We start from the raw sequence: 19,485 nt of genomic DNA on the forward strand, positions 1-19,485 counted from the left end.
GCGGAGGGTAAATCAAGGAATTGGAAGTATAAATAAAAGCCCCCTAACCCCCCCTAAAGGAGGAATGAGAAATTAAGGAGCTTTTGTTCCCCTTTTAGGGGGTAAGGGCCTAAAAATCCAATGGTCCCAGCCTCCGCATGTTCTTCATAATCAAGTACTGCCTGTGTTTTAAATAACGGGTAGGGTTAGTTGCCGACCACTTGAGCGGACTTGGAAAAATTACAGCTATAGCCGCAGCTTCATGTTTCGTTAGATCGGATGCCGATTTATGGAAGTAGGACTGTGATGCAGCCTCGATACCGTAAATACCATCGCCCATTTCAATTTCATTGAGGTAAACTTCCATGATGCGTTTCTTGCTCCAAAAAACCTCTATCAGTATTGTAAAATAGGCTTCAATACCCTTTCGCAGGAGGGAACGACCTTCCCACAGGAAAACGTTTTTGGCAACCTGTTGCGATATGGTGCTTCCGCCTATCAGTTTTTTGCTATGCTGGTTTTTTTCGATGGCTTTTTCTATAGCGTGGAAATCAAAACCATGATGTTCTAAAAAGGTCTGATCTTCTGCCGCTACTGCAGCGCGCTTCATGTTGTCAGAGATCTCGTCGAAGTTTTTCCATTGCTTATCAATCTTCCAATCCATGCCACGGGCTTTTTGTTGAAAACAGCGCTCTATCATGAGCCAGGTAAAGGGGGGGCGTACAAAGCGGAATAATAATACCCCAAACAAACTAAGGCCAACAAAAAGGATAAACGCCAGTTTAAACAACCTGAATATGAGCTTAAATATACCACCAAACCTGCTTTTTGATTTTGTGGGCCTGTTATTAGGTTTTGAGTTTGTTTTCCTGGGGGAGTTGTAATTGCGCTGCACTATTTATAATAAGTTTCTGATAAAATGAAAAAGGTGCTTTGCATAGCAAAACACCTTTTAAAAATCTAAAATTAAACTCAAAATCCGAAATATAAAACCCGAATTCCGAAATATAAATTACTCAGCTACTACCGAGAAAGGAACCTGTACCTTAACTTCTTTGTGCAGGTTTACGTTTGCGATGTAATCACCAACAAACTTTGGTTCCTGATCAAAAGTAATACGGCGACGGTCAACCTCAAAGCCTTCTTTTTTCAATGCATCAGCAATCTGGATAGTGTTGATAGCACCGAAGATTTTTCCGCTTTCACCGGCTTTAGCGCCGATGTTAAGTTTAACACCTTCTAAACGGGCAGCAATCGCATCAGCATCCTTGCGGATTTTTTCTTGTTTAAACTGAGCTTGTTTCAAGTTTTCAGCTAAAACTTTGCGAGCGCTTACAGTAGCTAATATAGCGTAACCTTTAGGTAAAAGGTAGTTACGGCCATAACCTGGTTTAACGTTTACTACATCGTCTTTATCACCCAGGTTTTTTACATCTTGTTTTAAAATAACTTCCATTTCTTAAATCTCCTATTATTTTAATGAATCTGTAACGTAAGGTAATAAACCAATGTGGCGGGCACGTTTAACAGCCTGGGCCACTTTACGCTGAAATTTTAATGAAGTACCAGTTAAACGACGTGGTAATACTTTACCCTGATCGTTAATGAACTTTAATAAAAAGTTAGCGTCTTTGTAATCGATATACTTAATACCATTCTTTTTAAAACGGCAGTATTTTTTACGGTTATCCTCCACTTTAGGAGCGGTAACGTATTTAATTTGATCGTTTGCCATTAGTTTGAAGCCTCCTCTGTTGCTTTAGGTTTCTTGTTAAAGGCACCGCTGCGTTTTTTGTCATTGTAAGCAATGGCATGTTTATCCAAAGCTATAGTCAGGAAACGCAAAACACGCTCATCGCGCCTTAATTCAATCTCCAATTTGTTAATTAATTCACCCGGAGCCTTAAATTCAGTTAAGTGATAGTACCCTGTAGTCTTTTTTTGAATAGGGTACGCTAATTTTCTCAAACCCCAATTATCCTCCTGGACAATTTCGGCTCCGCCATCAGTTAAGATCTTGCTAAATTTGGCAATGCCTTCTTTAGCTGTTTCTTCTGATAACAACGGGGTTAGAACGATCACGATTTCGTACTGTTGCATTATTATACTTTGATTTTTAATTAATTACCCGCTATTACGGGGCTGCAAATGTAAGAAGATTATTTTTAGTTATCAAGTATTTTTAACTTGAAAATCAATTTGTTTGCGTATATAAAATATCTAAAAAGATATACTGTTGGCAAAAAATATCATGAAATCTTTTTTGCTGTTTTTAATTATTGTTTTTATGGCTGCCTGTGGTACTGTAAATACACAAAAAGCAACTGTACTTATTCAGCATAAGCTGTTTGGTTCTTTATGATTATATACGAGTAAAAGAAGTTTTGACTGCGGATCTTTTATGAAAAATCAAAACATATCAGTTAATTGCCTGTAAATACTAAAAGACTGAATGATGCAGTTAACTATCTTTCAAAATACCGATATAGCAGAATTGAAGTTTGCAACCACAGCCCTGTTATCTCCGGGCGGCGATGATGATGATATAGAAGGCGACTGGGACGATGAGGATGATGAGGATTTTGATGACCAGCTTGATGCTGAATATAGCCTGCCTGAGGCACTGGTAGGCGACGACGTTGATGAACCCGACCCCGAGGATGATGATCACCTGCCCGATGATGACCTGCAATAAAAGCGCATCAATATCTTAACATTCGTTTCATTGCTACTTTAACTTAAAGCATTTTCTTGTTAACTTAGCGGCTGTGGATAATTTCATTGTTTCGGCCCGTAAGTATCGTCCGGCTACTTTTGAAACCGTTGTTGGTCAGCAACATATAACCAATACGCTCAAAAATGCCATTAAAAATAACCAGTTGGCGCAGGCATTTTTGTTCTGTGGTCCGCGTGGTGTGGGCAAAACCACCTGTGCCCGTATATTGGCCAAAACCATTAATTGTACTAATTTACAGCCAAATGGCGAAGCCTGCGGCGAGTGCCCATCATGCAAAGCCTTTGAAAATGGTAACTCCTTTAACGTACATGAGCTTGATGCTGCATCCAACAACTCGGTTGATGATATCCGTAGCTTAATTGAACAGGTGCGCATACCGCCGCAAGCTGCGCGTTACAAAGTTTATATTATTGATGAGGTGCATATGCTATCGCAGGCGGCTTTTAATGCCTTCCTGAAAACGCTGGAAGAGCCGCCTCATTATGCCATATTTATATTGGCCACTACCGAGAAACATAAAATACTGCCTACCATACTATCGCGCTGCCAGATATTTGATTTTAACCGTATCAGGGTTGATGATATGGCCGGGCACCTGGCATCAATTGCCGGGAAAGAGAACATTGGCTATGAAACCGACGGCCTGCATATTATTGCCCAGAAGGCCGATGGGGGGTTACGGGATGCGCTATCGATGTTCGATCAGATCGTTAGCTTTTCGGGCGGTAAGGTAACCTACCGTTCTGTTATTGATAACCTGAATATACTTGATTACGATTACTATTTTAATATAACCGAAAGCCTGCTTAAAGAGGATACAGCAAAAGTGCTGTTATTTTTTGATGAGATCCTGTCGCGGGGTTTTGATGGTGCACATTTTATTGCCGGCCTAAGCGAGCATTTTCGTAACCTGCTGGTAAGTAAGGATCAATCTACATTAAAATTATTAGAGGTAAGTGAAGGGATCAGGAATAAGTACCTGCAGCAATCACAGGCAGGTTCGGTATCATTCCTGCTCTCGGCTATGAATATTGCCAACCAATGCGATGTGAGTTATAAGCTGAGTAAAAATCAGCGCCTGCAGGTTGAGCTGGCTTTGCTCAAGATGTGCCATTTGCCATCAGCCTTTAATATGGCTACTACACCACTAACCGCAACGCCCGCTACCGAAGGGCCATTAAAAAAAAAACCTGATACCTCAGTAATAGCACCGCCGCAGGAGAGCAAAATCATTAATGAAACAGGTGTATTAAGCGATTTACCTCCTGTTTATAACAAAACCACGCAGGTTCCGGGTAATCCGCCGACATCGGTAAATTTACCAACACCGGTAAAAGAAACTGCTCCTGTTGCGACCGAAAAGCCTAAAATATTTATCCCCAGTCCCAGCTTAGGTTCTTTCTCTATACCATCGTTAACGGATGCCGGCAAAACCGAAGAGGAGATACTTGAGGAAGAAGACCCGTATTTAAAAGGCGACGCCCGTGAGGAGTTTACTATGGACAGTTTTTTAAAACATTGGAGTGATTTTGCTGCTAAAGTAAAGGCCGATGGTAAAAAGAACCTTGTTACCATTTTTACCTCCAATGCCCCCCGAATGATAAAACCGTATGAGTTTGAAGTTTTAGTGGGCAATAAAGTACAGGAAAACCTATTTAAGGAGGAACGGGCGGAGATGCATAACTTTTTGCGGAGCAGGTTAAACAACTTTACTATCGAGGTAAATGCCAGGGTTGATGAACAGGAAGTTGTGCGGAAGCCTTATACAACAAGCGAGAAGTTTCAGCATATGGCATCCCGTAATCCGCAATTGATGGAGTTGCGTAACCGCTTTAATCTTGATTTTGATTGATGGACTGAGTAGTGAATTTTAATTCTTAAAACCGACCACTTTATTTAAAAAATTCATCATTCTTTGGGTAACCTTCTTCGTCAAGGTCATCCCTGTCATCCTCGGGTGTATGGGCCAGTGCGGCGTCTACAGGATCAACCTCGGTGATATCGCCATTATCAATGTGCATGGCCAGGTCATCTACATCTGTTTCAATTGATCTTTTTCCCGAATATTCACCATCAGCAGTATCATAGGGGTTAGCCTCATCATAGGTAGAGTTCATATCCTCTCCGTTTTTTACCGATGTTTTGTAAGGATCGGGATGGTCATAGTCCGGGTCATCGCTTTTTACATCGTATTCAAAGCTGTCTTCGTCGGCGTTATAATTCAGATCTTCTTTATCAGTGGTTTCTCCAAGTTCATCTCTCAACGTCCTGTCCCGGTCATTGATATTATCAGTTGATGCGTCATCGTCGTCATCATAGCCGTCAATAATATTTTGGTTGTTCATGGGTTTGGTATTTTATATTAAATGTACAGAAAAAACCTTGCCAAAAAATCAATTAAATGCAACTAAAAATAAAATCAACGGGGGATAATTAATAATGGATCTGTTTACGGTACGATGTTACCCCGCCAACRGCAAATTTTACACCTATTGTAAATTGCGCATAGGCATCGTGAGTAGTTGAGCCTGTGGCGTAACCGTCAAGATTATCGCTCAATACCAAATTATATTGATAGCCAATATCAATTTTAACACTTGGCTGGCTATAGCTGTTAAATAGCTTAAACTCATAACCTAAACGCAAAGGTATAAAAGGTACCTGGGCATTATTATCGCCGGGTAAAGTATATCCTCCCGCAACGCGGATATCATTGCTTTTGGTAACTATGTGATTTACCATATAACCAATGCCAACCGAGGTATACCAGTTTTTCATCACGTTCATAAACGGGCTTGTTGAGTAATCTATAAATTCGCCCGCTTGCAACTGTGCCCTGAATAAAAAAGCCGCAAAATGGTTTTCAAATTGCCGACCCGATGTGGTTTTAAGTGAATCGCCACCTTCTAAACGGCCAACCTGGAACTCAAATACATAGTTAACAAATGGTGACTGGTTGTAATTAAAGTTAAAGTGAACGGCGGGCGTTACTTTGTAGGTTTGTACATCTGAATTGGCAGCTATGTTAGCACTTCCAGCTACACCAAGATCATACTGAGCGTAATCATATCCAATTTGGGCTTTTGCCAAAAACGAAGTTGTACATAAGGTTAGTATAATGATGGTTTTTGATATTAGTTTTATCATAATGTAACAACCGTGCGTTGGTTTGCGGTCGGTTTGAGTTATTAACGTTTAATTTTATAAAAATAGCATCAAAGTTTATAAAAACAATAAACTATGCTAATAAATCGTCACTATAACGCAATCAATCATTTTCATGTACTATTTAATTAAATTGATAAACTCAAATTAATATATTTGGAGCCATTTAAATAAAACAACAACATCTGATATGTCAAAAATTAAAGTAGAAAATCCGGTAGTTGAGCTGGATGGCGACGAAATGACCAGGATAATCTGGAAATTTATCAAAGACAAATTAATTACCCCTTACCTTGATCTGGATATAAAATACTATGACCTTGGTATTGAGTATCGCGATGAAACCAACGATCAGGTTACAGTTGATGCCGCAAATGCTATTTTAAAATATGGTGTAGGTATAAAATGTGCCACCATTACACCTGATGAGCAGCGTGTTGAAGAGTTTGGGCTGAAACAAATGTGGCGTTCGCCAAACGGAACTATTCGTAATATCCTGGATGGTACTGTTTTTCGTGAGCCTATTGTTATGGCAAACGTTCCGCGTTTGGTACCAAACTGGACAGCTCCTATATGTATTGGCCGTCATGCGTTTGGCGATCAGTACCGCGCTACCGATTTTGTAACTAAAGGCAAAGGTAAATTAACTATTACTTTCACACCCGAAGATGGTGCTGCTGAGCAATCATTTGAAGTGTATAATTTTAAGGGCGATGGTGTAGCCCTGGCTATGTATAATACCGATGAATCAATAAAAGGCTTTGCACACGCATGCTTTAACCAGGCATTGATGAAAGGCTGGCCTTTATACTTATCAACCAAAAATACCATCCTTAAAAAATATGATGGTCGCTTTAAAGATATTTTTGAAGCTATTTACCAGGAAGATTATAAACAAAAGTTTGCTGATGCCGGCATTACCTATGAGCACCGTTTAATTGATGACATGGTTGCATCGGCTTTAAAATGGAATGGCAACTTTGTATGGGCCTGTAAAAACTACGATGGTGATGTACAATCAGACACTGTAGCGCAAGGCTTTGGTTCATTAGGATTAATGACCTCAACCCTGGTAACGCCAGATGGTACGGTAATGGAAGCCGAAGCTGCACATGGTACCGTTACACGCCACTACCGTGAACACCAGGCTGGCAAACCAACCTCAACTAACCCAATCGCATCAATTTTTGCATGGACAAGAGGTTTGGAGTTCCGCGGTATATTGGATAAAAACCAGGAACTGATTGACTTTTGCAAAGCTTTGGAAGAAGTTTGTATTGAAACTGTTGAAAGCGGTAAAATGACCAAAGATTTGGCCATTACCATTAAACCCAAAGTGCAACATGGTACCGATTATTTATATACCGAGGAGTTTTTAGCTGCAATTGATGAAAATTTGAAAGCAAAACTGGGTAAATAGTCATATTTATAACCAAAACAAAAGAAGCTGTCTCAAAAAGGGGCAGCTTTTTTGTTTTATGGAGCATTTTTTAATTGAAGGAGGGGAGGAACCGGCCATTAAAACTGGTAAGGCTAACAATTCTCAAAGGAGTCTTTCATCGAAACTAAAAGAATCTTTTGTTAATAGCTTTACTGATTTGGCATCAGGATGCAGGGGGTTAAGCAGGTAGTTATATTCGGCTGGTACAACAGATGATGGTACCTTCATTAATAAATGTTGCTGTTTCTTTAAAAAATCATCGCCAATTTCACGTAAAATTATCGGCGGGGATACATCACGCCAGTTTGCAGGTAATAAAGCGGTGTCAAGCGTGGTAATGCTATCGGCTGGCAATTTAATTTCGGTGAGGCAAAAATCATAGGGAATAATCATTGGCGTTAAATGTACCAGTACCTCAAGTACTGCCAATGCCCTCGACGAAGCCAGGTACAGCATAGGTTTACCTTCACTGTTCCATCTGCCGCCGTATAAGCGTGCGCCATTACCGGTCAGGTCATCAGCATATTTACAATTAACAATACGGTACAGTATCATCAGGCAAAAATACCGTGTTCAATACGCCCCAACTCCTTAAATATCATATCAAAGCCGGCAGAAGTATCCAGGATAGTAACAGGCGCCTCGCCCTTAAAAATTAGTGAGGGGGTTTTTATCCAGATCTTAAATTTATCCATGGAGCCAAAAACTTCTTCGCCACGGGTGTATAAACGGGCAAGCTCCACGGCCTTCTCGGCGTACTCGGTTTTGATAATGACATCATCCTCGTAACGCTGTAAAGTGCGCTCGCTGATATGCAATATGTTGGCAAGTTCCTGGATGTTTAATGAGATTTTTTTGGCGAGGGTAAGCAAGACACTTTTTGGGAAACCCTTGCGGGCCAGGTTAATGATATCAAAATCGGTAGTGAGTTTTAAAGATTTTGTACCACCCAATAAATTATAAAATGAAGGCATTGTACCCTGGATGCCATAAGCTACCATTGGCTCCTTAAGTTCATTTTTTGTTTCCGGCTTTATTTTGTACGACATATATACAAATATAATTACCATTTGTCTGATTTTCAAATTTATTCAAACAAAAATAGCGATGGGTTTAAATCCGTCGCTATTTATGAGTTTCGTAAATCTGATCAGGCGTTTATTCTGCTACAATCAAAAAGTAATTCTTTTTGCCTTTTTGTGCAACAAGAAACTTTCCATTAATCAATGAATCTGCATTGTAGATATCATCGGCTGTAGCAACCTTTACCTTATTAATGGCTGTTCCGCCACCTGTTATCATTTTTTTTGCTTCGCCTTTTGATGGGAAAACCGCCGTTTTTGCAGCCAGCAGATCGGTAACGTTTATACCTTCTTGTAATTCGGCTAAAGCGATAGTATAGTTAGGTACTCCGGCAAACAAAGCCAGCACTTCTGCTTCGTTGAGCTCATTTAAAAACTCGATGCCTACATTTCCAAACAAAAACTCCGAGGATTTGATAGCTTTTTCATATTCAGCTTCGCCATGTACACGAATAGTGATGTCCTTAGCTAATGCTTTTTGCAGCACGCGGGTATGTGGTGCAGCGTCTTGTTCGGTCTCAAGAGCTTTTATTACCTCCTCATCAAACAGGGTAAATATGCGGATGTAGGTTTTCGCATCATCATCGCTTGTATTTAGCCAAAACTGGTAAAACTTGTATGGTGATGTTTTTTCGGGATCGAGCCAGATGTTACCTCCCTCGCTTTTACCAAATTTGGTACCATCAGATTTTTTGATCAATTGGGTGGTCATAGCATAAGCCTCACCCGCATCTTTCCTGCGAATCAGCTCGGTACCGGTAACAATATTTCCCCATTGGTCGCTTCCGCCCATTTGCAGCAGGCAATTTTTGTTTTTCCAGAGGTAGTAAAAATCGTAGCCTTGTACCAGCTGGTAACTAAACTCGGTGAACGACATCCCGGTATCGCCGCCGATACGGTTCTTAACCGAATCCTTGGCCATCATATAATTAACAGTAATGTGTTTACCTATATCGCGGATAAAGTTCAGGAACGAAAAATCTTTAAACCAATCGTAGTTATTCACCATTTCGGCGCTGTTGGCACCACAATCAAAGTTCAAAAATTTCTCCAGTTGCTTTTTAATACCATTTAAATTATGTTCTAAAGCATCTTCGGAAAGTAAATTACGTTCCTGCGATTTACCCGATGGATCACCTACCATACCTGTGGCGCCGCCAACCAGCGCAAAAGGTTTGTGGCCCGCCCGCTGAAAGTGGATCATGGTCATGATCTGCGCCAGGCTGCCAACGTGTAACGAGTCTGCAGTTGGGTCAAAACCTATATAACCGGCAACCATACCTTTATTTAACAGGTCTTCGGTTCCGGGCATAATATCATGCAGCATGCCCCGCCAGCGTAATTCTTCAACAAAGTTCATATTAAGTGCTGTTTCAAAAGCTGCAAAGATATAAAGCTAAAGCAGATTATTCTAAAATGATACATTCAGAATAATTCATGAACGGTTAACTGCAGGTAAATTCTATTTCAAATAATTACTTAATGTTTGTATATTGAGCAAAACAGGGTATTTTGCATCACAGCGCTTATGAATTTTTTATCGCATTATTATTTCGACAAGGATACCGGTAATTGTTACCATGTATTGGGAACCGTACTGCCCGACCTGCTGAAAAATGCCGATAAGCACATTGTTCTTCACCCCGAAAAGCTTCATCATACTGATAATGACGTTAATTCAATTATAACCGGCTGGAATAAGCACCTGGCGGTTGACCGCTATTTTCACTCGTCTGATTTTTTTTTAACCCACTCGCACGAGTTAAAAAAACAATTGCTGCCCGCTATTGAGGGCTCCCCCGTAAAACCTTTCTTTTTGGGGCATATAGCGCTGGAGCTTATTATTGATAACCTGCTGCTTACCACCGGTAAAATTAAGGTTGATGATTTTTACGCGCATTTATCGGGTTGTAAAACCGGGATTATTGATGAGTTTTTAACCTTTTCGGGACTGGATGACAGTAGCGCATTCTTCAAATTTTACGCGGAGTTTAAAAAAAGCCAGTACCTGCATACCTATGCCGAAACCCACCAGATAGCCTATGCTCTTAAACGCATCTGTATGCGCATATGGCAAAATCCTTTTACAACCCGGCAGGAAACCGCCATGAATGAGGTACTGAACAATTACCGTAATTATCTGCTGGAGGATTTTATGTCGATTTTTGCCGAGATAGAGGTGAAGTTAGCAACTACTTAATACGATTGCCCCGCGCGTCATGCGCATAAAATCAGTCTTTTGCTTTATTCCCTGCTCCCAAATGCCTCAATTCTTGTCTATTCAGCTCAAAAAGCCTTAAATATCAGTAATTAACATTAAAATATTCTTTTTTAAATAAAATTATGTCTGTACCTTTGCAGTCCCAATTAACAAATTGGGAAAAGGAGAAAAATTATTTAATGGCAAAAAAACAAGAAGCAGAAAAAGAATTAAAAGCGAAAGAAGCTGAACTGGGTACAGTTACCGCATCTGGCGAAAAGGAAACAATTGAATCAGAGGCTGATTCAATCTCTATCGAAGAGATCAAGTCAAAAATTGCAGTTACACCAAGCGAAGATTTCGACTGGGATGCAGATGACAAAAAATTTGGTAACTACAGCGATAGCGACCGTGAAAAATTTGAGAAAATGTATGATGGAACTTTCAGCTCTATCACCAAAGGCGAAATTATCACCGGTACTGTTGTTAACGTTAACAACAAAGATGTAGTTCTGAACGTAGGATTTAAATCAGATGGTTTAGTTTCAGTTTCAGAATTCCGTGATACACCTGATCTTAAGATAGGTGACACAGTTGATGTATTTGTAGAATCACAGGAAGATGCTAACGGTCAGTTAGTACTTTCACGTAAACGTGCAAAAACTCAAAAATCATGGGAGCGCATTAATTCAGCCCTTGATAATGATGAAATCATTACTGGTTTTGTGAAGAGCAGAACTAAAGGTGGTTTAATTGTTGACATTATGGGCGTTGAAGCCTTCTTACCTGGCTCACAGATCGATATTAAACCTATCAGGGATTACGATGTGTACGTAGGTAAAACAATGGAATTCAAGGTTGTTAAGATCAACCACGAATTCAAAAACGTTGTAGTATCGCACAAAGTGCTGATCGAAGACGATTTAGAAAACCAAAAAACAGAAATTGTTGCCCGTCTGGAAAAAGGACAGGTATTGGAAGGTACTGTTAAAAACATTACAGACTTTGGTGTATTTATTGACCTTGGTGGTGTTGATGGTTTATTACACATTACTGATATTTCATGGGGCCGTATTGAGCATCCACGCGAAATTTTATCATTGGATCAAAAGATCAACGTTGTTGTTCTTGATTTTGATGACGAGAAAAAACGTATTGCTTTGGGCTTAAAACAATTAACTCCGCATCCTTGGCAGAGCCTTGACGAAACTATCGTTATAGGATCTAAAGTTAAAGGACGTATTGTTACTGTTGCTGATTACGGTGCATTCCTTGAAATCATCCCTGGTGTTGAAGGTTTAATTCACGTATCAGAAATGTCATGGTCACAAAACTTACGCAACCCTCAGGAATTCCTGAAAGTTGGTGATGAGATTGAAGCACAAGTGTTAACACTTGACCGCGACGAGCGCAAAATGTCATTAGGTGTTAAACAATTAACCCCTGATCCATGGCAAAATGCTGGCGAGAAATACGCTATTGGCACTACCCACGTTGCTACAGTTAAAAACATGACCAACTTTGGTGTGTTTGTTGAACTGGAAGACGGCATCGACGGCTTAATCCACATCTCTGACTTATCATGGTCTAAAAAAGTAAATCACCCTAATGAATTCACTAAAGTTGGTGAAAAATTAAACGTGGTTGTTTTAGAACTTGACATAGATAACCGTAAATTAAGCTTAGGCCACAAACAGCTTGAAGAAAACCCTTGGGATACTTTTGAAACCATCTTCACTATTGATTCAATACATGAAGGTACCGTATTAAAAGTGACTGACAAAGGTGCTATCGTAGCTTTACCTTACGGTGTTGAAGGCTTTGCGCCAACCAAACACCTGGTTAAAGAAGACGGCAAAAGCGTTAAAGCTGAAGAAGCTGCTGAATTCAAGATCATTGAATTTAACAAAGAAAACAAACGTATAGTTATTTCACACTCACGTATTTGGGAAGAAGCCCGTGCTGATGCCCGCGTACAGGAATTTGAAAACCGCAAAAAAGAAGCAAAATCTGCAAGCAACGCGGTTAAAAAAGTGAAAGAATCAGTTGAGAAATCAACTTTAGGTGACCTTAGCGTATTAGCTCAGTTAAAAGAGCAAATGGAAGGTGCGGAAAACAAAGCCCGCAAAGCTGCGCCAGCCCCCGCTGCTAAAGCAGTTGAACCTGAAGAAGAAGCATAAGCTTTAACTGAAGCATATTTTACAAGCCCTTCCGTTAATTCGGGAGGGCTTTTTTTTGCCTTATCCCGTCCTCTTCAAAGGAGAGGTTTCTTATATTTGCAGCGATATGCCCGGAGAAACCAACCTCAATACCCTGCTAAAAAACATGACGCCTGTACTTAATCAAGGCGATTATGTTTATTGTACAGTAGCTGATATTAATACTATTGATATCAAAGATATTTTAAGTTTTTTCAGGGAAGAGGAAGCAATCACCATCATTCTTAAAAAGGAAGTTGCTGATCAACTGGAATTAAAATACGAATACATTGCTGCCTGGATAACTTTAACCATTCACTCCTCATTAGCTGCAACCGGGCTTACTGCCGCATTTGCCAATGCATTGGCAGCCGAAAATATTAGCTGTAATGTTGTAGCAGCTTATTATCATGATCATATTTTTGTTGCGAAGAAGGATGCGGATAAGGCGATGCTGGCTTTGAAGAAATTGGCAGGTTAAAAAAACAAATGCGCTTTAACCGGCTTAGGCTGAACCCGGGGTTAAAACTCATCACCTAAAACTGAAAACTATTTACTATTTTTGCCCAAATCCACCCATACGATGCAAAATCTTACGCTGCTCGACGGTCAAAAATTTCAGATTACCATACAACGTTTATGTCGCCAGTTAATTGAAAATCATAACGATTTTTCAGGTTCGGTATTGATAGGTATACAGCCGCGTGGCATTTATTTAGCACGCCGTGTTGCAGAAGAACTTCGCAAGATCCTTCCCGGAAAAACAATTATGCAGGGCGATCTTGACATCACATTTTATCGCGACGATTTCCGCAGACAGGGATCGCCGCTGGTGCCCAATCAAACCAAGATAGATTTTATTATAGAAGGTAAAAAAGTGATCATGATGGATGATGTGCTCTGGACAGGCCGCACCATCCGTGCAGCCATGGATGCGATGCAAGCCTTTGGTCGTCCGGAAAAAATAGAACTATTAACTTTGGTTGACAGGCGATATTCAAGGCATATCCCAGTTGCCGCAGATTATGTGGGAATTGAGGTAGATTCTATCGCATCGCAAAAAGTAGTGGTGAGCTGGAAAGATACAGATGGGGAAGATAAAATAGTACTGTTATCAGAAAGAGAAGACTAATTATAAAAAATGTCATTGCGAGGTACGAAGCAATCGCGAACGCTGCAGATCCGCTCTGTATAGTTTTGAGATTGCTTCGTACCTCGCAATGACGGATAGAAGAAAATAACGGAGATAAAAAATCCGAAATCAAAAAGAAATGGCAGGACTAAGCACAAGGCATTTATTAGGCATAAAAGATTTAAACCGGGCAGATATTGAGCTGATATTTGAAACGGCCGATACTTTTAAATCCGTTTTAAACCGGCCGATCAAGAAGGTGCCATCTTTGCGCGATGTAACCATTGCCAATATTTTCTTTGAAAACTCCACCCGTACCCGTTTGTCTTTTGAATTGGCAGAGAAACGCCTTTCGGCAGATGTGGTGAACTTTGCAGCTTCCTCATCATCGGTAAGCAAGGGCGAAACATTGATTGATACCGTAAACAACATCCTGGCCATGAAAGTGGATATGGTGGTGATGCGCCATCCCTACGCCGGTGCGGGTATCTTCCTGTCTAAACATGTAAAAGCGCAGATAGTAAATGCTGGTGATGGCGCTCATGAGCATCCTACACAGGCCTTGTTGGATGCCTTTTCCATCCGCGAAAAATATGGTGATGTGGCCGGGAAAAAAGTGGTTATAGTGGGGGATATATTGCACTCACGTGTAGCCCTTTCAAACATCCTTTGCCTGAAACAATTAGGTGCCGAAGTAATGGTTTGCGGCCCCACTACGCTTATCCCTAAGTATATAGGCTCCTTAGGCGTTAAGGTAGAGCATAACCTTATCAAAGCCCTTAACTGGTGCGATGTGGCCAATATGCTGCGTATCCAGCTGGAACGCCAGGATATTAAATATTTTCCATCGCTAAGAGAATACACCATGTTATTCGGGTTGAATAAAACCATCCTGGATTCATTGGATAAAGAGATTACGGTAATGCATCCGGGCCCTATAAACCGTGGCGTGGAGATCACCAGCGACGTGGCAGATAGCAAGCAATCGATTATATTAGACCAGGTAGAGAACGGTGTGGCTGTAAGGATGGCGGTGCTGTACCTGCTGGCCGGGCAAACGCCTTAAAGACGGAAATAATTATCTGCCGAAATCGTTTCAGGATTACAAATTAAAAAAACATTGCAGATGAAATTCAAACACCTTTTCAAATTAGGCTTTATAGCCATTTGTATTGCAATTTCATCTGCAACCTCTGCCCAAAGCCTTCAGCAACGCAAAACAGATTCGGTATTTGCCTTGGTTAAAACCTATTTTAACGATAAGCAAGCAGATTCATTATACTCACTTGCCGGTGATGGTTTTAGGAAGCAGTTAAGCCAGGATGCTTTTAAAACCGTTGCCACGCAACAGGTTTTCCCGCTGGGCGAAATAAAGGGTTCATCACTCATTAGCTTTGTAAACAATAAAGTAGCTACTTATAAGCTGATATTTGGTGGCGTAACCCTCCAGCTTTTGCTGAGCATTGATCAAAGCGACAAGATGGATATGCTGCTTTTTCAGCCTTTTAAAGAAGCTACTGCCGAAAGAATTGGAAAAGCCGCTACCTCGAATAAAATGCTTACTGCTATGGATAAAAAAGTAGATTCAGCAGCAAGGGCATATATTCAGAAAGCAAATACTGCCGGCCTAAGTATCGGTGTTTTGAAGGATGGCAAGATAACCACCTATGGCTATGGCGAAACCACAAAAGGCAACGGTAAATTGCCGGATGCCAATACCCTGTTCGAGATGGGATCAATTACCAAAACATTTACTTCAGCCATCCTGGCTTATTATGTAAACGAGGGAAAAGTAAAACTAACAGATCCTGTAACCAAATATCTGCCCGATTCTGTTGCTGCCAACCCGGCGCTTAAAAATGTAACTTTACTTACTTTGAGCAACCATACTTCGGGCCTTTCACGGATACCGGATAACTTGAGCCCGGCTACAGATCAGCTGAATCCATATAAATTATATGATAAAAAGCTGCTGTTTGCTTACCTTAAAACCTGTAAGCTAAACAGTGTGCCTGGTGAGCATTATGCATACTCCAATTTGGCGGTTGGTTTATTGGGGAATATTTTAATGCAGATAAGCGGGAAAACCTACGATCAACTGGTGGCAGATGTTATCTGCAAGCCCTTGGGCATGAAAAGCACTGCCCAGCATTTAAGCCCCGCCTTGCAGGCCCGTTTCGCCACTGTTTATAACAGCGAAGGAAATGTTACCCCTGCATGGGATTTTGATGCCCTTGCTCCCTGCGGCGCATTGCATTCATCAATGAACGACTTGTTGATCTATGCAAAAGCCAATATGGTGCCAGTGGGCAATAAGCTGGGCAAAGCGTTGGAATTAACACACCAGGTAACCTTTAAAAAAGATGCCAAACTTGGCCTGGCCTGGCATATCATCACCGTAAATGGGGTTGAATATATTTTTCATAATGGCGGCACCTTTGGAAGCAGCACATTTTTAGCTTTTAATAAAGAAAAAAACCTGGCTGTAGTGGTGCTATCTAATTGCGGCGATAATGCGGATAGTGTGGGCATAAATCTTTTAAGAAAGTTGCAGTAGGAAACAGCACAGATCATTAATTTAAACCTTCTTAAAAAAGGACCGCTTGATTAAACAGTCCTTTCATGTTTTAAAACGAGTTATATCTTTTAGTCAACCTTACTTACTCTTCCAGATCCTRCATAGTGTGTACTTCCGGTTGTAGCGTTGCCGGAATATAGTACGCTGCCCGAGCCTGAAATGCTGGCTGAAACGGTTTTATCGGCAATGATATTTATGCTGCCCGAGCCTGAAATCCTGGCTTCAACGGTTTCTGTTTTTAAGCCTTTCCCGTTCATCTCGCCAGAGCCTGCAATATGTACATCAGCCATGCCGGTGCTTCCTTTAATATCAATTGAACCCGATCCACTGATGCTTAAGTCAAGCGTGCTGGATTTGACAGCCGTTTTGATGTTTCCCGATCCGCTTAAGGCTACCTTCGCGTTTTGGGCGCTCATTACACCATCCACAGTGGCATTACCCGATCCGCTGTTGCCAAGATATTTTAATGTTTTTGCAGTGATATAAATATTGGCACGTTTAATATTGCGATGGTTACGCCAATGATCTTTAAATTCAACTTTAAGAACTCCGTTTTCAACTTCGGTTTTTATATCGTTAACTACATTGGCATCAACATCAAGTTTTAAGCTTTCCGTTCCATCTATCTTTATAAACACATTAAAGGGCCCGCCGCAACTAATACCGGTATAACCCGAAACATTCCTTGTAACCGTTTGCGCGGATGTATTAAAAGCCATTGAAACTGTTAGCAACAGTACTGCCATTAAAGAGAAGCTAAGTTTTTTCATGATCACTTTGTTTCTTTATATGACGCACGTTCCAACAAAACGTTGCAAGGTTTTTATTTTTTGCCTGCCACCTATCTTTATTTATCCTTTACTGTAGATCCGTCCCTGATCTCGTCGCTGGCAACTTTTACCAGTTTTTCATCGGGTTTAAGATCGCCATAGATCTCTATCATATCGCCCGAGGTAAGACCTTTTTTTACATTAACCCATTGTGCTTTGTGATTTGCCACCTTTACTACAAACACCTTTTCGGTTGAGGTTACTACGGCTGTTTTGGGTACAACAAAGGTACTGTCACCGGCCGGCAGGGGTACATTAACTTCGGCAAACATATGCGGCAGCAGTTTTTTGTCTTTATTATAAACGTCCATCTCCAGGCGTTCGGCTCTTAATTTTTCATCAAGCGCGCCGGCCATACGTTTCACATTGGCGGTAAATTTTTGGTTTGGCAATGCTTTCACTGTAAAATTCACTTCGCTTTTGTTACTTAATGAGCCCGTATAGTTTTCTGGTATTGATACCACTAAGCGTAGTCTTTTTTGATCCTGCAGGGTAAACAACGGATCAGACCCCTTACCTCCGGGACCAACATAAGCACCCAGGTTTACATTACGGCTGGTGATAACGCCATCAAAAGGCGCCCTGATCTGTAGGTAAGCCAAATTAGCCGACACTTCTTTCAATGCCGATTTAGCCGATTCAACATTTGCCATATCGGCATTTTTCCTGGCCTCGGCCTGTTCCAGGTCGTTAAGAGAAATGGTTCCAGGGGTTTTACTGGTATTTAGCAACCTGTCATAAGTGGCTTTACTGGCATAATAAACAGCCTCGTATTGCTTAATGCGCGATTGGGCACCGGCCAGTTGCGAGTTGATCTCAGGTGCTTCCAATACTACCAGTAATTGCCCGGCATGCACTTCTGAACCGATATCAACCAGTAATTTTTTTACATAGCTGTTAACCTTTGCATACAGGTCAACCTGCTGGTAAGGAATCAACTCGCCCGGGATGGCAATGGTGTTGCTCAGTTTGCCTTTGGTTACCGGCACAAGATCAACCGATGGTGTTTCAACCGCCTGTTCCTGTTGTTCCTCTTCGGTTGGCTGCTCTTTTTCTTTGGCGCCCGACTGGCATGAGCTCAATGAGCTTATAGTAATAGCTAACCCCGCAAGGATTAGTATTGATGTATTTTTAAATTTATTCATGATGATGCAAAGGGACATAAAATTTACTTTCTTTATCTTCAGGGTCTAATGATACAGATTGGGTGCTGGCATTGCCTTGTACCCAGGCAAAAACCAAAGGTAGTATTAACAAAGCTGCAAAGGTAGAGGCTATTAAACCACCAATAACGGCGCGCCCAAGCGGCGATGTCTGGTCGCCACCTTCACCCAGGCCTGATGCCATTGGGATCATACCCACAATCATGGCCAGGCTGGTCATTAATATGGGGCGTAAGCGTAAAGCAACTGCTTCACGGGCCGATTTTAAGGCATCGCCATTGTGCCTGCGTAACTCTTCGGCATTGGTGATCAGCAGCACTGCGTTTGATATAGATACACCTACCGACATGATCATGCCCATATACGATTGGAGGTTAAGCGTAGCGCCTGTAACTTTAACCAGTAGTAATGAACCAAACAATACCGCCGGTACCGTTGACAATACAACCAATGACATTTTGAACGATTGGAAGTTAGCCGCCAGCATCAGAAAGATAACCAAAATAGCCACTATTAAACCCGATTGCAGGCTATCCAGAGTAGCAGTTAAGGTTTGGCTCATGCCACGTAATTCCACAGTTAAACCACGGGGGGGCGTGCCTAACGAGTTGATGGCTTTTTGCACATCGGTTGTTGCGGTACCCAAATCTTTGTTAAACAGGTTGGCTGTTACCGATAGTGTAGGTATTGCGCCGATATTATCATTTTCGCCATTGGTTATTCCTGTTTTAATATCGGCAACATCACTTAGTACCGGCCTGGCCTGGTTATTCAGTACCGGGATCTCGCGCACATCGTTCAGGCTCGACATTTGATATTCCGGGATCTGCACCTGTACCTGGTAGCTTAAGCCTATCTTTTGATCAAGCCACACATTTTTTTCGGTAAACCTTGATGAGGAAGTGGATGCTACAAGCGAACGGGAAATATCATTTAAACCAACGCCCAGCTGAGCAGCCCGTTGCCTGTCGATGTTGATA

Annotated in this window: 21 protein-coding genes; 9 read left to right on the forward strand and 12 right to left on the reverse strand. The window is 41.3% G+C overall.

Annotation, left to right across the window (positions count from 1 at the left end; all coding sequences use genetic code 11):
* Positions 1 to 109: 109 nt before the first annotated feature.
* The 4 genes from mtgA to rpsF form a co-directional block, all read right to left on the reverse strand.
* Positions 110 to 874, reverse strand: a complete 765-nt coding sequence (gene mtgA, locus AC1DPZ_RS08405; RefSeq protein WP_477402539.1) for a monofunctional biosynthetic peptidoglycan transglycosylase — start codon at positions 872 to 874, stop codon at positions 110 to 112.
* A gap of 117 nt (positions 875 to 991) precedes the next feature.
* A complete protein-coding gene (gene rplI / locus AC1DPZ_RS08410) occupies positions 992 to 1,435 on the reverse strand; it encodes a 50S ribosomal protein L9 (protein WP_076377921.1) in 444 nt (147 codons plus the stop codon).
* A 15-nt stretch (positions 1,436 to 1,450) separates the two neighbouring features.
* Positions 1,451 to 1,714 (reverse strand): 30S ribosomal protein S18, encoded by a 264-nt coding sequence (rpsR, locus tag AC1DPZ_RS08415; RefSeq protein ID WP_067054791.1) that lies wholly within the window; start codon positions 1,712 to 1,714, stop codon positions 1,451 to 1,453.
* A complete protein-coding gene (rpsF, locus tag AC1DPZ_RS08420) occupies positions 1,714 to 2,079 on the reverse strand; it encodes a 30S ribosomal protein S6 (protein WP_477402540.1) in 366 nt (121 codons plus the stop codon). Before rpsF ends, rpsR begins: the two co-directional genes overlap by 1 nt.
* Before the next feature lie 352 nt (positions 2,080 to 2,431).
* Between rpsF and AC1DPZ_RS08425 the strand changes: the two genes are divergently transcribed.
* Positions 2,432 to 2,674: a hypothetical protein gene (locus AC1DPZ_RS08425; RefSeq protein ID WP_477402541.1), complete on the forward strand. Its 243-nt coding sequence runs from the start codon at positions 2,432 to 2,434 to the stop codon at positions 2,672 to 2,674.
* Between the two features lie 73 nt (positions 2,675 to 2,747).
* On the forward strand, positions 2,748 to 4,568 hold the full coding sequence (locus AC1DPZ_RS08430) for a DNA polymerase III subunit gamma/tau (protein WP_477402542.1): 1,821 nt from the start codon (positions 2,748 to 2,750) through the stop codon (positions 4,566 to 4,568).
* Positions 4,569 to 4,608: 40 nt separating this feature from the next.
* Here AC1DPZ_RS08430 and AC1DPZ_RS08435 read toward each other — a convergent pair whose 3' ends face one another.
* On the reverse strand, positions 4,609 to 5,061 hold the full coding sequence (locus AC1DPZ_RS08435; protein WP_477402543.1) for a hypothetical protein: 453 nt from the start codon (positions 5,059 to 5,061) through the stop codon (positions 4,609 to 4,611).
* Positions 5,062 to 5,149: 88 nt separating this feature from the next.
* Complete coding sequence (locus AC1DPZ_RS08440; protein ID WP_477402544.1) at positions 5,150 to 5,863, reverse strand: hypothetical protein; 714 nt, start codon at positions 5,861 to 5,863, stop codon at positions 5,150 to 5,152.
* Positions 5,864 to 6,071: 208 nt separating this feature from the next.
* On the opposite strand from AC1DPZ_RS08440, the gene AC1DPZ_RS08445 reads away from it, so the two are divergent.
* Positions 6,072 to 7,301 (forward strand): NADP-dependent isocitrate dehydrogenase, encoded by a 1,230-nt coding sequence (locus AC1DPZ_RS08445; RefSeq protein WP_477402545.1) that lies wholly within the window; start codon positions 6,072 to 6,074, stop codon positions 7,299 to 7,301.
* A 123-nt stretch (positions 7,302 to 7,424) separates the two neighbouring features.
* On the opposite strand, the gene AC1DPZ_RS08450 is transcribed toward AC1DPZ_RS08445, so the two are convergent.
* The 3 genes from AC1DPZ_RS08450 to tyrS form a co-directional block, all read right to left on the reverse strand.
* Complete coding sequence (locus AC1DPZ_RS08450) at positions 7,425 to 7,877, reverse strand: RES family NAD+ phosphorylase (RefSeq protein ID WP_477402546.1); 453 nt, start codon at positions 7,875 to 7,877, stop codon at positions 7,425 to 7,427.
* A complete protein-coding gene (parS, locus tag AC1DPZ_RS08455) occupies positions 7,877 to 8,371 on the reverse strand; it encodes a type II RES/Xre toxin-antitoxin system antitoxin (RefSeq protein WP_477402547.1) in 495 nt (164 codons plus the stop codon). Before parS ends, AC1DPZ_RS08450 begins: the two co-directional genes overlap by 1 nt.
* 109 nt (positions 8,372 to 8,480) lie before the next feature.
* Positions 8,481 to 9,764, reverse strand: coding sequence for a tyrosine--tRNA ligase (gene tyrS / locus AC1DPZ_RS08460; protein WP_477402548.1), 1,284 nt, complete (start codon positions 9,762 to 9,764; stop codon positions 8,481 to 8,483).
* A 168-nt stretch (positions 9,765 to 9,932) separates the two neighbouring features.
* On the opposite strand from tyrS, the gene AC1DPZ_RS08465 reads away from it, so the two are divergent.
* From AC1DPZ_RS08465 to AC1DPZ_RS08490, 6 genes are all read left to right on the forward strand, one after another.
* Positions 9,933 to 10,604 (forward strand): ACP phosphodiesterase, encoded by a 672-nt coding sequence (locus AC1DPZ_RS08465; RefSeq protein WP_477402549.1) that lies wholly within the window; start codon positions 9,933 to 9,935, stop codon positions 10,602 to 10,604.
* Between the two features lie 200 nt (positions 10,605 to 10,804).
* Positions 10,805 to 12,784 (forward strand): 30S ribosomal protein S1, encoded by a 1,980-nt coding sequence (rpsA, locus tag AC1DPZ_RS08470; protein ID WP_477402556.1) that lies wholly within the window; start codon positions 10,805 to 10,807, stop codon positions 12,782 to 12,784.
* Positions 12,785 to 12,890: 106 nt separating this feature from the next.
* Positions 12,891 to 13,283 carry an ACT domain-containing protein gene (locus AC1DPZ_RS08475; RefSeq protein ID WP_477402550.1) on the forward strand — a complete coding sequence of 131 codons (393 nt, stop codon included), beginning with the start codon at positions 12,891 to 12,893 and terminating at the stop codon, positions 13,281 to 13,283.
* 102 nt (positions 13,284 to 13,385) lie between these two features.
* Positions 13,386 to 13,934 carry a bifunctional pyr operon transcriptional regulator/uracil phosphoribosyltransferase PyrR gene (pyrR, locus tag AC1DPZ_RS08480; RefSeq protein WP_477402551.1) on the forward strand — a complete coding sequence of 183 codons (549 nt, stop codon included), beginning with the start codon at positions 13,386 to 13,388 and terminating at the stop codon, positions 13,932 to 13,934.
* Positions 13,935 to 14,073: 139 nt separating this feature from the next.
* Entirely contained in the window at positions 14,074 to 15,000 is a 927-nt protein-coding gene (locus AC1DPZ_RS08485) for an aspartate carbamoyltransferase catalytic subunit (RefSeq protein ID WP_090467170.1), read from the forward strand.
* A gap of 60 nt (positions 15,001 to 15,060) precedes the next feature.
* Positions 15,061 to 16,491 (forward strand): serine hydrolase domain-containing protein, encoded by a 1,431-nt coding sequence (locus tag AC1DPZ_RS08490; protein WP_477402552.1) that lies wholly within the window; start codon positions 15,061 to 15,063, stop codon positions 16,489 to 16,491.
* Between the two features lie 89 nt (positions 16,492 to 16,580).
* On the opposite strand, the gene AC1DPZ_RS08495 is transcribed toward AC1DPZ_RS08490, so the two are convergent.
* From AC1DPZ_RS08495 to AC1DPZ_RS08505, 3 genes are all read right to left on the reverse strand, one after another.
* Positions 16,581 to 17,282: a head GIN domain-containing protein gene (locus AC1DPZ_RS08495; protein WP_477402553.1), complete on the reverse strand. Its 702-nt coding sequence runs from the start codon at positions 17,280 to 17,282 to the stop codon at positions 16,581 to 16,583.
* Positions 17,283 to 17,359: 77 nt separating this feature from the next.
* Positions 17,360 to 18,487 (reverse strand): efflux RND transporter periplasmic adaptor subunit, encoded by a 1,128-nt coding sequence (locus tag AC1DPZ_RS08500; RefSeq protein ID WP_477402554.1) that lies wholly within the window; start codon positions 18,485 to 18,487, stop codon positions 17,360 to 17,362.
* Positions 18,480 to 19,485 (reverse strand): efflux RND transporter permease subunit (locus tag AC1DPZ_RS08505; protein WP_477402555.1); only part of this gene is annotated, 1,006 nt, incomplete at its 5' end. The genes AC1DPZ_RS08505 and AC1DPZ_RS08500, both read right to left, overlap by 8 nt.

The sequence above is a fragment of the Mucilaginibacter sp. P4_G9 genome (assembly GCF_056400985.1).

Coding starts and splice junctions, on each gene's coding strand:
- rplI (WP_076377921.1), bottom strand. CDS start 1,435: ATGGAAGTTATTTTAAAACAAGATGTAAAAAACCTGGGTGATAAAGAC.
- rpsR (WP_067054791.1), bottom strand. CDS start 1,714: ATGGCAAACGATCAAATTAAATACGTTACCGCTCCTAAAGTGGAGGAT.
- rpsF (WP_477402540.1), bottom strand. CDS start 2,079: ATGCAACAGTACGAAATCGTGATCGTTCTAACCCCGTTGTTATCAGAA.
- AC1DPZ_RS08425 (WP_477402541.1), top strand. CDS start 2,432: ATGATGCAGTTAACTATCTTTCAAAATACCGATATAGCAGAATTGAAG.
- AC1DPZ_RS08435 (WP_477402543.1), bottom strand. CDS start 5,061: ATGAACAACCAAAATATTATTGACGGCTATGATGACGACGATGACGCA.
- AC1DPZ_RS08445 (WP_477402545.1), top strand. CDS start 6,072: ATGTCAAAAATTAAAGTAGAAAATCCGGTAGTTGAGCTGGATGGCGAC.
- AC1DPZ_RS08450 (WP_477402546.1), bottom strand. CDS start 7,877: ATGATACTGTACCGTATTGTTAATTGTAAATATGCTGATGACCTGACC.
- parS (WP_477402547.1), bottom strand. CDS start 8,371: ATGTCGTACAAAATAAAGCCGGAAACAAAAAATGAACTTAAGGAGCCA.
- tyrS (WP_477402548.1), bottom strand. CDS start 9,764: ATGAACTTTGTTGAAGAATTACGCTGGCGGGGCATGCTGCATGATATT.
- AC1DPZ_RS08465 (WP_477402549.1), top strand. CDS start 9,933: ATGAATTTTTTATCGCATTATTATTTCGACAAGGATACCGGTAATTGT.
- rpsA (WP_477402556.1), top strand. CDS start 10,805: ATGGCAAAAAAACAAGAAGCAGAAAAAGAATTAAAAGCGAAAGAAGCT.
- AC1DPZ_RS08475 (WP_477402550.1), top strand. CDS start 12,891: ATGCCCGGAGAAACCAACCTCAATACCCTGCTAAAAAACATGACGCCT.
- pyrR (WP_477402551.1), top strand. CDS start 13,386: ATGCAAAATCTTACGCTGCTCGACGGTCAAAAATTTCAGATTACCATA.
- AC1DPZ_RS08485 (WP_090467170.1), top strand. CDS start 14,074: ATGGCAGGACTAAGCACAAGGCATTTATTAGGCATAAAAGATTTAAAC.
- AC1DPZ_RS08490 (WP_477402552.1), top strand. CDS start 15,061: ATGAAATTCAAACACCTTTTCAAATTAGGCTTTATAGCCATTTGTATT.
- AC1DPZ_RS08500 (WP_477402554.1), bottom strand. CDS start 18,487: ATGAATAAATTTAAAAATACATCAATACTAATCCTTGCGGGGTTAGCT.